The sequence below is a fragment of the Sphingomonas sp. BE138 genome, assembly GCF_031456125.1.
In the GTDB taxonomy this organism is placed as follows: domain Bacteria; phylum Pseudomonadota; class Alphaproteobacteria; order Sphingomonadales; family Sphingomonadaceae; genus Sphingomonas.
This window is the reverse complement of the sequence record NZ_JAVDUC010000016.1, coordinates 1-12,997: the sequence shown is the minus strand read 5'-3', so window position 1 is coordinate 12,997 and position 12,997 is coordinate 1. Positions and strand designations below refer to the sequence as shown.

Below are 12,997 nucleotides of genomic sequence, written 5' to 3'. Positions count from 1 at the left end.
GGATGCCGATCCCGTGGCCGCGCAGCCTGGCGGGGCAAATGGCGCTGCTGGTCGCCCTGGCGCTGTTCATGGCGCAGGCGATCAATCTGGCGCTGCTGCTGCGCGAGCGCGCGGCGGTGCGGATGGCGCAGATCACGCGGCCGGCCGCCTATCGCATCGCCGACGCGCTGGACCAGGAAGCCGCCGGGCGACCGGTCGTCGCGGATCGCGGACGCGTGCGGCTGGTACCCCGCAACCCGATCACCAAGGCGATGGACGCGCAGCCGGCGGTCGCGCGCGAGCTGGCGAGCCAGTTGACCGACATGGGCGTGCGGGTCGCCGCGGTCGAGGTCGCGGTCGCCAAGCCGTGGCAATATCGTATCCCGCTCAGCCGCTTCGAGCGGCGCATGGCGACGCGCGCCACGCATGACGACGGACCGCGCGACTCGATCGTGGTGGCGGTGAGGCGCAGTGACGGACGGTGGATGGCGCTGTCGGGCGGGTTGCCGCGCGACGACCTGCGGCTGTTCTGGCGACTGCTGGGGCAGACGCTGATCCTCTATGCCGTCGTGCTGGCGCCGGTGCTGTGGGTGGCGCGACGCATCTCGCGACCGCTGCGCGAGCTGGCGGCGGCGGCGCGCGGCTATTCGCCCGCGGTACCCCCCGTGCCGCTCGAGGAGAGCGGGCCGCATGACGTGCGATCGGTAACGGCGGCGTTCAACGCGCTACGGCTGCGCGTCACCGCGATGCTCGACGAGAAGGACCGGATGCTCGGCGCGATCGGGCACGACCTGCGCACTCCGCTGGCGGCGCTGCGCGTGCGGATCGAGTCCGTCGAGGACGAGCAGGACCGCGCACGGATGGCGGACACGATCGCGGAGATGAATCGCACGCTCGACGACATCCTGTCGCTGGCACGGCTGGGGCGGCCGAGCGAACCGGAAACCGAGGTCGATCTGGCGGCGCTGGTCGATGCGGTGGTCGAGGATTTCCGCGATCTGGGCGCGGCGGTCACGTTCGAGGAGGCCGAGCGGCTGCGGATGCGGCTGCGCCCGTCGCTGATCCGGCGCGCGGTACGCAATCTGATCGAGAATGCGGTGAAATACGCGGGCGCGGCAGAGGTGTCGCTGGCGTCGGATGCGCGAATGGCGGCGATCGTGGTCGCGGATCGCGGGCCGGGCATCCCGCCCGAGCGGCTGGATCAGGTGTTCGACCCGTTCTTCCGGCTGGAGAGTTCGCGCAACCGCCATACCGGCGGGATCGGGCTGGGTCTCGCGCTGGCGCGCGCGATCGTCGAGGAAGCGGGTGGGCGAATCGTGCTCAGCCCGCGCGACGGCGGCGGGCTGGTGGCGACGATCACGCTGCCACGGGGGTGATCGGCAAACGTCATCCCAGCGGAAGCCGGGATCTTCTGCTTGGCAGACACGCCGCGCCTGAAGGAGACCCCAGCTGACGCCGGGGTGACGGTTGTAGGGCAGAGCACTCTAATGACATGCCCGATTGGTGCCGAGCGTGTCGAAGGGCGTTCGGCGGGGCACGTGCTTCGACAGGCTCAGCACGAACGGGGTGCGATACCCGTCCGTGCGAGGTATCTTAGCGCAGCGCCTGCGCGACCATCTTGTGCAGCTTGTTATGCAGCGCGTCGTTGGCGGCGAGGAACTCGTTGCGTTCGATCGCGCGGTCGCCGCCGCGGAAGTCGGTGACGTAGCCGCCCGCTTCCTTGACCAGCAGCATCCCCGCCGCGACGTCCCACAGCTTCAGGTCGCTTTCCCAATAGCCGTCGAAACGCCCCGCCGCGACCCAGGCGAGGTCGAGCGCCGCCGCCCCCAGCCGGCGGATGCCCGCGACCTGGGGCGCGACCGCGCCGAAGATGCGGGTCCATTGCACGAAGTCGCCGTGGCCCATGAACGGGATGCCGGTGGCGATCAGCGCCTCGGACGGCTCGCGCCGCGATGACACGCGCAACCGCTGGTCCTGCAACCACGCGCCGCGCCCCTTTTCGGCCCAGAAGCTTTCGTCGGTCAGCGGCTGATAGACGAGCGCGGTGGTGATGTCGCGCTTTCCGTTGGGCAGCGGCTCTTCCACGGCGATCGAAATGCAGAAGTGCGGGATGCCGTGGAGGAAGTTCGAGGTGCCGTCGAGCGGGTCGATGATGAAGCGCGGCTTGTTCGGGTCGCCCTCAATCGTGCCGCCTTCCTCCATGACGAAGCCCCAGTCGGGACGCGCCTTCGACAGTTCGTCGTACAGCGTGCGTTCGCAGCGCTGATCGGCCTGGCTGACGAAGTCGGCCGGGCCCTTGCGGCTGACCTGCAAATGCTGGACCTCGTTGAAGTCGCGCCGCAGCCGCGGTGCCGCCTTGCGCGCCGCGCGTTCGATGACCGTGAACAGGCCGGAATGGGATGGCATTTTCAGATCTCCCCCCTCCCTGGAAGGGAGGGGTCGGGGGTGGGTGGCGGAGGGTGATACGGCGGAAGTTTCGGAGAAGGTGCCCGTACCATGAGCACGCTTCCCCTCACCCCGGCCCTCTCCCCAGCGGGGAGAGGGAGCGTTCCGTCGGCCCGCTGCGGGCAAAGCCCGCGTCGTCGGACGCGCCGTGCGCGCCGGCCGGGCGGCGGCTTGTGCGAATAGCTACGCTGTTCGTCTCAATCCGCACGCCGAACGTACGTCTGCTCGTACACATCGACCACGATCCGCGTGCCCGACGAAATGTGGGGCGGGACCATCACGCGCACGCCGTTGTCGAGGATCGCGGGCTTGTAGCTGGACGAGGCGGTCTGCCCCTTCACCACCGCGTCGGCCTCGACGATCGTCGCCTCGATCGTGTCGGGCAGCTGCACGCTGATCGGCTCCTCGTCATAGAGCTCCATCACGACGTCCATGCCGTCCTGAAGGAAGGCGGCGGCGTCGCCGAGCAGGTCGCGCGGCAGCGTCACCTGATCGTAGGTTTCCTTGTCCATGAAGACCAGCCCGTCGCCCTCGGCGAACAGGAACTGGAAGTCCTTGGTGTCCAGGCGGACGCGCTCGACCGTCTCGGCGGAGCGGAAGCGGACGTTGTTCTTGCGGCCATCGCGCAGGTTCTTCAGCTCGACCTGCATGTACGCGCCGCCCTTGCCGGGCTGCGTGTGCTGGATCTTGACCGCGCGCCAGATACCGCCTTCGTACTCGATGATGTTGCCGGGACGGATGTCCACGCCGCTGATCTTCATGGGGCTTCGCCTATTGTAAAAGAGCCGCGGCGCCGATGGTAGTCCACGGGCGCCGTTGGCGGCGGCTTAGCGATTGACGCGCGGTTCGGCAAGGAGCGGAAAGGGATCGACCGGCTGCCCCTCCGACCAGCCACGATCCGGCGCGGTCCGCAGCACCGAGAAATGGAGGTGCGGCGCCGCCGCATCGGCGTTGCCGGTCGCCCCGACGGTCGCGATCGGCTCGCCGCGGCGCACCACCTGCCCTTCGGTCAGGCCGTCGCGATAGGCATCGAGGTGGGCGTAGTAGTACATCGTCGCGCCATCGGTGGAGCGGACGTAAATCGTCCGTCCGCCGGCCGCGCTGTCGAACAATTTGTCGATCCGGCCGTCCGCCGCGGCGAGCACCGGGGTGCCGCGCGGGGCCATGATGTCGATCGCCTCGTGGTGCCGCGCACCCCCGTCGCGTGGCTGCCCGAACGTGTCGACCAGCGCGGCGCGGGCGACCCCGGCGACCGGCACCAGCAGCCGCTGGCCGGTGACCGGTGCCAACGGCGCGCCGTCTGATAGCGGCGTCGGGGCGGCGGCCGGCGGAGTCGAGCCGATCGACACGAGCGAGGCGAACCCTGCCCCGAGCAGGAGGATCAACGCCAGGATCGACCAGCCGAGCTTCGTCATCGTCAGGCCTGGAACAGCACCGGGGTTCCGCCCTTCACCATCAAGGCGACGCGCGCCGCATCCCAGTTGGTCAGGCGGACGCAGCCATTCGACTGCGCGCGCCCGATCTGTTCGGGCTCGCTGGTGCCGTGGATGCCGTAATGCTCCTTGCTAAGGTCGATCCATACGACGCCGACCGGGTTGTTGGGGCCGGGCGGGATGATCTGCGCCTGCTTGCTGTCGGGCACGCCCTTCAGGATCTTCGGATTCATCTTCCAGTCGGGATTGGGCGAGACGTGCAGCACCTTCCAGTTGCCGAGCGGCAGCGGGTCGCGCGCCGAGCCGATCGTGGCGGTATATTGCGCGATCACCTTGCCGTTGCCGTCGAGCACGCGGAGGATGCCGTCCGATTTGTCGACGACGATCTTCGCCGCCTGCGGTACAGCCGCCTCGACGTTGAGCGAGGCGAGCGTCGCGCGCCATTGCGGCGTGGCGTCGGCGGGATAGGCGCGCGAGGTCGGGAAAGTGTTGGGCACGGTGATCTTCGAGCCCACCCCGATCGTCGTGACGCCGGGGTTCAGTTCCGCGAGCACCGCGGGCGTGGTGTGGAAGCGCTCCGCCAGCTTCTCGAGCGGGCGCGCATAGGCCATCGACGGCAGCTTGGCCTTTTCCGCGTAATCCTCCGGCATCGTCGGCACGTACGGACCGCGCATCGCGGCGGCGTCGAGCGTCACCTGCATCGTCGGCCGGACGTTGCCGTAGCGGCGCAGCGCGTCCAACGTGGCGGCATCAGGCTTGCCGGTGACGCGCAGCCCGCGGCTTTCCTGAAAGCCCTTGACCGCGTTGGTGAGCGACTGTCCGCCGCGTCCGTCGATCACGCCGGGGCCGAAGCCGAGCTTGTCGAGCACGACCTGCATCCGCAGCACCGCGGGGTCGAGCGCGGGCGTCGCGCGGTTCTGCGCCGGCGCGGCGGCGGTGAGCGTCAGAACGATGAGGCTGGCGGCGACGGGGGCGATACGCTTCACGGGCACCTCTCAAATTTCGGTGCCGTAACAACGCCGATCGCGGCGTCCGGGTCCGTCAGCGGTTCAGCACCGCGTCGAACGCCTTGATCGCCGCCGCTTCGTCGCCGCCCCACACCGCATGGCTGGCGGCGATGAAGTCGGCCCCCGCAGCGACCAGCGGCGCGGCATTGTCGGGCGTTATGCCGCCGATCGCGACGGAGGGAAGTTCGAACAGCGCGTGCCACCACGACAGGATCACCGGCTCGGGGCGGTGCTTCACCGCCTTGGTGGTGGTGGGATAGAAGCTGCCGAACGCGACATAATCGGCGCCCGCCTCACCCGCCTCCATCGCCAGGTGGCGGCTGTCGTGGCAGGTGACGCCGATCTGCACGGACGGACCGAGCGCCGCGCGTGCTTCGCGGACGTCGCCGTCCTCCTGACCCAGATGCACGCCGTCGGCACCGAGCCGCTTGGCGAGGCTGACCGAATCGTTGATGATGAACGCGACGTCGCGGTCGGCACAGATGCGCTGGAGCGGCTCGGCAAGACGCGCGGCGCTGTGCTGGTCGACGTCCTTCACGCGGAACTGGAAGGCGGCGACCGGGCCGGCATCGAGCGCATTCCTGAGCCGATCGGGGAAGGTGCCGGTCACGTCCAGCGGAGAGATGAGGTAGAGCTGGCAGGGCGGCCGGCGGTCGTCGCGCGTGAAATTCGCGCCGAAATCGGGGTCGAGCGGGCCGAGCGGGTCGTCAGTCATGCGCCGCGGTTAGCGGGTTTGGTGATGGGGTGGAAGTGGTGCGCGTGTAAGCCCTCTCCCCTGCGGGGAGAGGGTTGGGTGAGGGGTTCCGCGGGCGGTACGGGTTCGGGTTCGAGCCGGCCCCGGCTTGGCGGACTTGTGGCTCGCACACCGTGCCTCACCGCCCCTCACCCCGGCCCTCTCCCCGCAGGGAGAGGGAGGTGCTTGCCGCCCTGCCCTGCGCTTATTCCTCGCCCTTGTAGATCGAAACCAGCTTGTCGAGCATCGCCAGCGCCTCGCCACGCTCGCGCTGGAAGGTGTTGCGGCCGATGATCGAACCGTTGCCGCCGCCCGCCAGGATATTGCGCGCGTCCTGGTAGACCGCGTCGGTCCCCTTCGCCGCACCGCCCGAAAAGACGACGATCCGTCGCCCGGCGAAGCTCGACTGCACGACGTGGCGGACGCGATCGGCCTGGTTCGACCAGTCGGTGCCCTCGTAGCTCTTCTGCGCGTCCTTCTGCTCGATATGCGCGCTCGGCAGCTTCACCTTGATGATGTGCGCGCCCAGCAGCGCCGCCATGTGCGCGGCATAGGCCCCGACGTCGAGCGCCAGTTCGCCTTCCTTGCTCAACTTGCCGCCGCGCGGATAGCTCCAGATGACGGTCGCGAGGCCGGCGGCGGCGGCTTCCTCGCGCAGTTCGCGGATCTGCTCCATCGCGGCGAAGATGTCGTCGGCGCCCGGATAGATGGTGAAGCCGATCGCTGCGCAACCGAGCCGCAGCGCGTCCTCGACGCTGCCGGTCTGCGCCTGCGCGATCTGCGTCGCCCAGCTGTTCGAGCTGTTGACCTTCAGGATCGTCGGGATCTGCCCCGCGAACGTGTCGGCGCCCGCCTCCAGCATGCCGAGCGGCGCGGCATAGGCCGACAGGCCGGCGTCGATCGCGAGCTGGTAGTGATAGTGCGGGTCGTAGGCGGGCGGGTTGACCGCGAAGCTGCGCGCCGGGCCGTGCTCGAACCCCTGGTCGACCGGCAGGATGATCAGCTTGCCGGTGCCGCCCAGCTTCCCCTGCATCAGGATGCGCGCCAGATTGGCCTTCACCGCCGGACTGGTGGCTTCGTACTTGTCCAGAATCGACTTCACGATCGGCGTCATGGTTTCTTCCTGTCCTGTTGCGTTACAAAGCGAGCCAGCGGCGCAGCGCCTGATCGACCTGCTCCATGCGGGTGGCGGAGGCATGGCCGATCACCTTGACGATGCGATGACGGCGGATGCTGGTGATGCGGTCGACCTGCACCTCGCATTCGACGGTGAGGCCGGTGTGCTCCTGCGGCGAGATCGCGACGCGGAACAGGACCTCGCCGCCGACGACCGGGGTCAGCGGGCACAGCGTGACGGTGGCGTGACTATCGTTGAACAGATCGGCCTGCACGACGACGCACGGGCGTGGGCCGCCGCTGCCCTCGTCCGGCGCGGCGACCAGCACGATCGCACCGTGGCGGATCTCGACCGGATCGGTCACCGCCATGCGGCGTCCTCACGCTCGGCCTGTTCCCAGAAGGCATAATCCTCGTGCGTGTCGCGGCGCGAAGCACGTTGCGACTGCCGGCGCGCTTCGCGACGGAACGCCTCGTCGTGCAGCTCGACATAGCGGCGCACCGCCTCGCGCGCGATGTCGCTCTTGCTGCGGCCTTGCGTCCGCGCGACATTGGCGAGCCGTTCTTCCAATTCCGTGTCGAGCCTGACGCCGAGCACCTGCCCCTCCGTTTAACACGTTCAACGTAGGGCGTCCCGGAGGATGGCGCAAGCGGGTTTATGGTCGGGGGTGTGTTGCCGATCCCGGCCGGCTATCGCCTCCGTTCGTGCTGAGCTTGTCGAAGCACGTGCCCGGTACACCGTCGGGCGCGCGTGAAACACGCGCTTCGACACGCTCAGGACGAACGGAGGGCTGGGCCGGACGAACGGGGGCCGGATCGGCCGACGCAAGGTAGCGCACGACCGCCGCCACGTCTGGCAGGTCGGGGAGTGACGGACCCGGCGGCGGCAGGTCGAGGCGTGTCGCGGCGTCGGCGAGGAGGTCGTCGATCTCGCCGCGATCCATCTTCAGGAAGCGCTTGAGCGTGTCTTCGGGGCGCGGCACGACCCCCTCCCCGTACCACGGTGCGATCGCCGCGCGGACTGCCGGTGCGACGCGCGGGTCGAGGTCGACGAACACCACGTCGAAATCGGCTGCGGTCCAGGCCGCACGCGTCGCCACCGCGCCCCGCACGCGGCGCACCATCGTCCAGTTCACCCACAGCAGCCCGACGACATACAGCGCCGTCAGCGCGGCGACCTTCTGCCAGCCCGTCACGCGCGCGCGATGACGCCCGCTTCGTTATAGCGCAGCGCCTTCAGCACGGTCTCGACGATCGCATCGGCATCGAGCCGCGCCTGCGCATATTGCACCTCGGGCTTGTCCTGATCCTGGAACAGATCGGGCAAGCGCATGGTGCGGATACGCAGGCCGTTGTCGGTCAATCCCTCGTCCGAGGCCATGGTCAGCACATGCGCCCCGAGCCCGCCGACCGCATTCTCCTCGATCGTGATCGCGACCTCGTGCGTGGTGAGCAGGCGGCGGATCAGCGCCTCGTCGAGCGGCTTGGCGAAGCGCAGGTCGGCGACCGTCGTGCTCAGCCCCTTGGCTTCCAACGTCTCGGCGGCCTTCAGCGCCTCGCCGAGCCGCGTGCCGAGCGACAGGATCGCCACCGCCTTGCCCTCGCGCACGATGCGGCCCTTGCCGATCTCGAGCGCCTTCGGCTCGGTCGGCAGCGCGACGCCGGTGCCGTTGCCGCGCGGATAGCGAACCGCGATCGGGCCTGCGTCATGCTCGACGCAGGTCTGGACCATATGGACCAGCTCGGCCTCGTCGGCGGCGGCCATGACGACGAAATTCGGCAATGTCGCCAGATAGGTGACGTCGAAGCTGCCCGCGTGCGTCGCGCCGTCCGCGCCGACCAGCCCGGCGCGATCGATCGCGAAGCGGACCGGCAGGTTCTGGATCGCCACGTCATGGACGACCTGGTCGTAGGCGCGTTGCAGGAAGGTCGAGTAGATCGCGCAGAACGGCCGCATCCCCTGTGCGGCCAGACCCGCCGCGAAGGTGACCGCATGTTGCTCGGCGATGCCGACGTCGAAGAAGCGCTCCGGGTGCGCGGCGGCGAACCGGTCGAGCCCGGTGCCCGACGGCATCGCGGCGGTGATCGCACAGATGCGCTCGTCGGTGTCGGCGGCCTTGCTCAATGCCTCGCCGAAGACGTTCTGATAGGCCGGCGGTCCCGGTGGTGCCTTCGCCTGCGCGCCGGTGATCACGTCGAACTTTTGCACGCCGTGATATTTGTCGGCGGCATTCTCGGCCGGGGCATAGCCCTTGCCCTTCTTGGTCACGACATGGACCAGGATCGGCCCTTCCTCGGCATCGCGGACGTTTTCGAGGATCGGGATCAGATGGTCGAGATTGTGGCCGTCGATCGGGCCGACATAGTAGAAGCCCAGCTCCTCGAACAAGGTGCCGCCCATCGTCAGCCCGCGGGCATATTCGTCGGTCTTGCGCGCCGCGGATTGCAGGCGTCGCGGCAGCCGCTTGGCGACGCGCTTCATCAATTCGCGCACGCCCAGGAACTCGCGGCTGGACACCATGCGCGACAGGTACGCCGACAGCCCACCGACCGGCGGCGCGATCGACATGTCGTTGTCGTTCAGGATCACGACCAGCCGGTTGCCGGCCGCCTCGGCGTTGTTCATCGCCTCATAGGCCATGCCCGCCGACATCGCGCCGTCGCCGATCACCGCGATGCCCTTCCCGGGCGTGCCGGCGAGCTTGCTTGCGGTCGCGAAACCGAGAGCGGCCGAGATCGACGTCGAACTGTGCGCCGCGCCGAACGGGTCGTACTCGCTCTCGCTGCGCTTGGTGAAGCCGGACAGCCCCCCGCCCTGCCGCAGCGTGCGGATGCGGTCACGCCGCCCGGTCAGGATCTTGTGCGGATAGCATTGGTGGCCGACGTCCCAGATCAGCCGGTCGTCGGGCGTGTCGAAGACGTAATGGATCGCGACGGTCAGCTCGACCACGCCCAGCCCGGAGCCGAGATGGCCGCCGGTCACGCCGACCGCGGAGATCGTCTCCTGCCGCAACTCGTCGGCAAGCTGCCGTAATTGCTCCGGCTTCAGGCGGCGGAGGTCGGCGGGCGTATCGACGGTGTCGAGCAACGGCGTGTTCGGGGTTTCGGCCATCCCGCCCGAATAGCTGACACGGATCAGCGTGTCGATTACCCGCTTTGCGCCTGTCCCGCCGCCGCACAGGCCGCGCAGCGACCGCGCACCTCGACCACCGGCCGCTCGACGACGAACCCGGCGGCGCCCGCTGCGCTGCGCAGCCCGCCGGTCAGCGAATCGTCGTCGAAATGGGTGGTGCTGCCGCAACCGTCACAAACAAGGAAGATGCAGTCGTGACGGCATCCGGGGTGCGCATTGGCGACATAGGCGTTCGCGCTCTCGACGCGCAGCGCCAGGTTGGCGGCGACGAACAGGTCGAGGATGCGATAGATGCTGTTGGCGGCGATCCGCCGCCCCTCGGCGCGCGACACGCTTTCGGCGATGTCATAGGCCGATGCCGGCTTGTCGAACCCGGACAGCGCCGCGAAGACGCTGGCGCGCATCGCGGTCCATTGCTCGCCCGACCGCTCCAGCGTCGCCTGTGCAGCGGCGAGGAGGTCCTCACCGTGCGGCTCATGATGTCGATGCCCCGCCATGACGGAGATTTAGGCACGCGCCGCGGTGCCGGCAAGTTCAGCGGCGTGCGCGCCGGTTGATCGCATGTCCCGCCGCCAGCACTGCGACGCCCAGGATCGTGAGCGTCGATTCGGCGAGATGCCCGCCCTCGTGCGCGACGAACAGGGCAGCCGCCATCAGCGCAAGACCGGTCGCACCGAGCGCGATCGGCAACAGGCGGCGATGGACGACGATCCCGCGCCCGAACGCAACGCAGCCGAGCGCGATCGCGATCAGCAACCCGCCTTCGTGAATCAAGGGACTGCCGAGGATGCCTCCGGCGGTCGACAGCACCGCCACCAGCATCGTGGTGGCCAGGCAATGCACGACGCACGCCGCCGACAGCCACATCGCCCAGCGATCCAGCCGGCCGCGCTTGCCCTGATCGGTCGCGTCGATAGCCATCATGCACCGCAATTAGGACGGCGGCGCCAATGTTACAACGTCTCATCGATGTTTTCTTGCCACGTGACGCGGCGATCCCGCTCGCGTATGAGGCATGCGATGCGCCATGTCCTCGATGTCGAGCGCTCGATCCTCGGCCAGCCCTGGCGCTGGCGCGCGCTGGCGGCCGACCAGCGCGACGGGTTCGTGCCGGACGATCTGCTCACCCAATTGCTGCTGGCGCGCGGGTGTCCACGCGATGCGCTCGATGCGCACAAGTTGCCGTCGATCCGCGGCTTCATGCCCGATCCGTCGATCTTCCGCGATATGGACACCGCCGCGGCGCGGCTGGCCGATGCGGTGGAGCGGTCCGAGTCGATTGCGATCTTCGGCGATTACGACGTCGACGGCGCGACCTCCTCCGCGCTGCTCGTGCTGTTGCTGCGCGCACTGGGGCGCGAGGCGCGCGTCTATATCCCCGATCGACTGGCGGAGGGATATGGCCCGAACGCAGCGGCCATGGAACGGCTGGCGGCGGAGGGGGCGACGCTGATCGTCACCGTCGATTGCGGCGCGCAGGCGTTCGAGGCGCTGGCGGCGGCGCGCTGCGACGTGATCGTCGCCGACCATCACCAATGCGCGACGCAACTGCCGCGCGCGGTGGCGGTGGTGAATCCCAACCGTTGCGACGAGGGTGACGGGGCGGCGCACGGCCATCTGGCGGCGGTCGGGGTGTGTTTCCTGCTCGGCGCGGCATTGGTGCGCGAACTGCGGCGGCGCGGTTATTTCGCCGCCCGCGACGAGCCGCGGCTGCTCGACCTGCTCGATCTCGTCGCGCTGGGTACCGTCGCCGATGTCGCGCAGTTGCGCGGGCTGAACCGCGCGTTCGTCGCGCAGGGGCTGAAGGTCATGGCGCAACGGCGCAATGTCGGGCTGACCGCGCTCGCCGAGGCCGCGCGGCTGACCCGTGCACCGACCGCCAGCGATCTGGGCTTCGCGCTGGGGCCGCGGATCAATGCCGGCGGCCGCGTCGGACGCGCCGATCTGGGCGTACGGCTGCTGACGACGACCGATCCGGTCGAGGCGCGTGCGATCGCCGCCGAGCTCGACCGCTTGAACGAGGAACGCCGCGCGATCGAAGCGATGGTGCAGGAAGGCGCGGAAGCGATGCTGTGCCACGACCGTGCGGTCTGCGTCGTGGCGGGCAAAGGCTGGCATCCCGGCGTGATCGGGATCGTCGCCGGACGGCTGAAGGAGAAGCTGGGCCGGCCCGCGATCGTCATCGCGCTGGACGAGGATGGCGTCGGCAAGGGATCGGGCCGCTCGATCAGCGGTGTCGATCTAGGCGCGGCGGTGCTCGCGGCGCGCGAGCAGGGCTTGCTGATCGCGGGCGGCGGGCATGCGATGGCGGCCGGATTGACGATTGCGGCGGACCGGGTGGCGGCATTCGCCGACTGGCTCGACGCGCGACTGGCCGCGCCCGTGGCCGATGCAGTGGCGGCACGTGCCTTGTTGTTCGACTCGGTCGTGGCCCCGGGGGGCGTCACGCCGTCGCTGGTCGAGGCGCTGGAAGCCGGTGGGCCATATGGCACCGGCTGGCCCGCTCCCCGCGTCGCGGTCGGACCGGTCCGCGCGGTGAAGGTCGACGTGGTCGGCAACGGCCATGTGCGCGCGATCGTGGCCGGTGACGACGGTCGCAGCCTGAAGGCGATGGCGTTCCGCGCCGCCGACACTGCGCTCGGCCAGGCGCTGCTGGCGGCCGGGCCGACACGCCGCTTGTGGCTGGCCGGGCGCGCCAAGCGCGACGACTGGAGCGGGCGCGACGTCGCCGAACTGCACCTGGACGATGCCGCCTGGGCAAATTGATGCGACGGGCGCTTGACGCCCTGCCGCAATCCGCCTAGGCGGCTCCGCACCGCAGCGGCCCCTTCGTCTAGCGGTTAGGACGCGGCCCTTTCACGGCTGAAACACGGGTTCGATTCCCGTAGGGGTCACCAAGCACGGTATTCCTCACTTTTCTGAGATCCGGGCTGGGGCATTTGCCCCGCCAGCGATACAATTTTGCCCCCGGCACTTTCATTGTTACGTGAGGGGCTGGCGGACACTTCAATGACTGGTCATGCGACGTGACCCTATCGTCGCGCACGATCAAAGCCCGTGACCTGCCCCCCATCGGTCCCGCGGTCATAACGAGAGTCCGCTGGTTTGATATTCGGGCATGCTCGCCGGCACAAGCGCGCCGGGGGTGACG

14 protein-coding genes and 1 tRNA gene are annotated in these 12,997 nt (G+C 69.2%); 3 read left to right on the top strand and 12 right to left on the bottom strand.

Annotation, left to right across the window (positions count from 1 at the left end; genetic code table 11):
* Nucleotides 1-2: 2 nt before the first annotated feature.
* Nucleotides 3-1,355 (top strand): HAMP domain-containing sensor histidine kinase, encoded by a 1,353-nt coding sequence (locus J2Y58_RS16320; protein ID WP_310105316.1) that lies wholly within the window; start codon nucleotides 3-5, stop codon nucleotides 1,353-1,355.
* 217 nt (nucleotides 1,356-1,572) lie between these two features.
* Here J2Y58_RS16320 and J2Y58_RS16315 read toward each other — a convergent pair whose 3' ends face one another.
* From J2Y58_RS16315 to J2Y58_RS16260, 12 genes are all read right to left on the bottom strand, one after another.
* On the bottom strand, nucleotides 1,573-2,385 hold the full coding sequence (locus tag J2Y58_RS16315) for an inositol monophosphatase family protein (RefSeq protein WP_310105314.1): 813 nt from the start codon (nucleotides 2,383-2,385) through the stop codon (nucleotides 1,573-1,575).
* 236 nt (nucleotides 2,386-2,621) lie between these two features.
* Nucleotides 2,622-3,185, bottom strand: a complete 564-nt coding sequence (gene efp / locus J2Y58_RS16310) for an elongation factor P (RefSeq protein WP_294197670.1) — start codon at nucleotides 3,183-3,185, stop codon at nucleotides 2,622-2,624.
* A 66-nt stretch (nucleotides 3,186-3,251) separates the two neighbouring features.
* Nucleotides 3,252-3,839, bottom strand: coding sequence for a M23 family metallopeptidase (locus tag J2Y58_RS16305; protein ID WP_310105309.1), 588 nt, complete (start codon nucleotides 3,837-3,839; stop codon nucleotides 3,252-3,254).
* Between the two features lie 2 nt (nucleotides 3,840-3,841).
* Entirely contained in the window at nucleotides 3,842-4,843 is a 1,002-nt protein-coding gene (locus J2Y58_RS16300; RefSeq protein WP_310105306.1) for a L,D-transpeptidase family protein, read from the bottom strand.
* Nucleotides 4,844-4,898: 55 nt separating this feature from the next.
* On the bottom strand, nucleotides 4,899-5,579 hold the full coding sequence (gene thiE / locus J2Y58_RS16295) for a thiamine phosphate synthase (protein WP_310105302.1): 681 nt from the start codon (nucleotides 5,577-5,579) through the stop codon (nucleotides 4,899-4,901).
* A 223-nt stretch (nucleotides 5,580-5,802) separates the two neighbouring features.
* Complete coding sequence (locus J2Y58_RS16290; RefSeq protein WP_310105300.1) at nucleotides 5,803-6,711, bottom strand: class I fructose-bisphosphate aldolase; 909 nt, start codon at nucleotides 6,709-6,711, stop codon at nucleotides 5,803-5,805.
* Between the two features lie 22 nt (nucleotides 6,712-6,733).
* Nucleotides 6,734-7,084 (bottom strand): type II toxin-antitoxin system PemK/MazF family toxin, encoded by a 351-nt coding sequence (locus J2Y58_RS16285; protein WP_310105297.1) that lies wholly within the window; start codon nucleotides 7,082-7,084, stop codon nucleotides 6,734-6,736.
* Complete coding sequence (locus J2Y58_RS16280) at nucleotides 7,075-7,311, bottom strand: ribbon-helix-helix protein, CopG family (protein WP_028966408.1); 237 nt, start codon at nucleotides 7,309-7,311, stop codon at nucleotides 7,075-7,077. Before J2Y58_RS16280 ends, J2Y58_RS16285 begins: the two co-directional genes overlap by 10 nt.
* A 58-nt stretch (nucleotides 7,312-7,369) precedes the next feature.
* A complete protein-coding gene (locus J2Y58_RS16275) occupies nucleotides 7,370-7,909 on the bottom strand; it encodes a hypothetical protein (RefSeq protein ID WP_310105291.1) in 540 nt (179 codons plus the stop codon).
* Nucleotides 7,906-9,825 carry a 1-deoxy-D-xylulose-5-phosphate synthase gene (gene dxs, locus J2Y58_RS16270; RefSeq protein WP_310105289.1) on the bottom strand — a complete coding sequence of 640 codons (1,920 nt, stop codon included), beginning with the start codon at nucleotides 9,823-9,825 and terminating at the stop codon, nucleotides 7,906-7,908. The genes J2Y58_RS16275 and dxs overlap by 4 nt, the downstream gene beginning before the upstream one ends.
* A 35-nt stretch (nucleotides 9,826-9,860) precedes the next feature.
* Nucleotides 9,861-10,343, bottom strand: coding sequence for a transcriptional repressor (locus J2Y58_RS16265; protein ID WP_310105287.1), 483 nt, complete (start codon nucleotides 10,341-10,343; stop codon nucleotides 9,861-9,863).
* A gap of 37 nt (nucleotides 10,344-10,380) precedes the next feature.
* The gene (locus J2Y58_RS16260; protein ID WP_310105284.1) at nucleotides 10,381-10,767 is read right to left on the bottom strand and encodes a MerC domain-containing protein; all 387 of its coding nucleotides are present in this window, start codon (nucleotides 10,765-10,767) and stop codon (nucleotides 10,381-10,383) included.
* 99 nt (nucleotides 10,768-10,866) lie between these two features.
* On the opposite strand from J2Y58_RS16260, the gene recJ reads away from it, so the two are divergent.
* Complete coding sequence (gene recJ / locus J2Y58_RS16255) at nucleotides 10,867-12,612, top strand: single-stranded-DNA-specific exonuclease RecJ (protein WP_310105281.1); 1,746 nt, start codon at nucleotides 10,867-10,869, stop codon at nucleotides 12,610-12,612.
* A gap of 56 nt (nucleotides 12,613-12,668) precedes the next feature.
* A tRNA-Glu gene (locus tag J2Y58_RS16250) sits at nucleotides 12,669-12,743 on the top strand.
* Nucleotides 12,744-12,997: the final 254 nt, after the last annotated feature.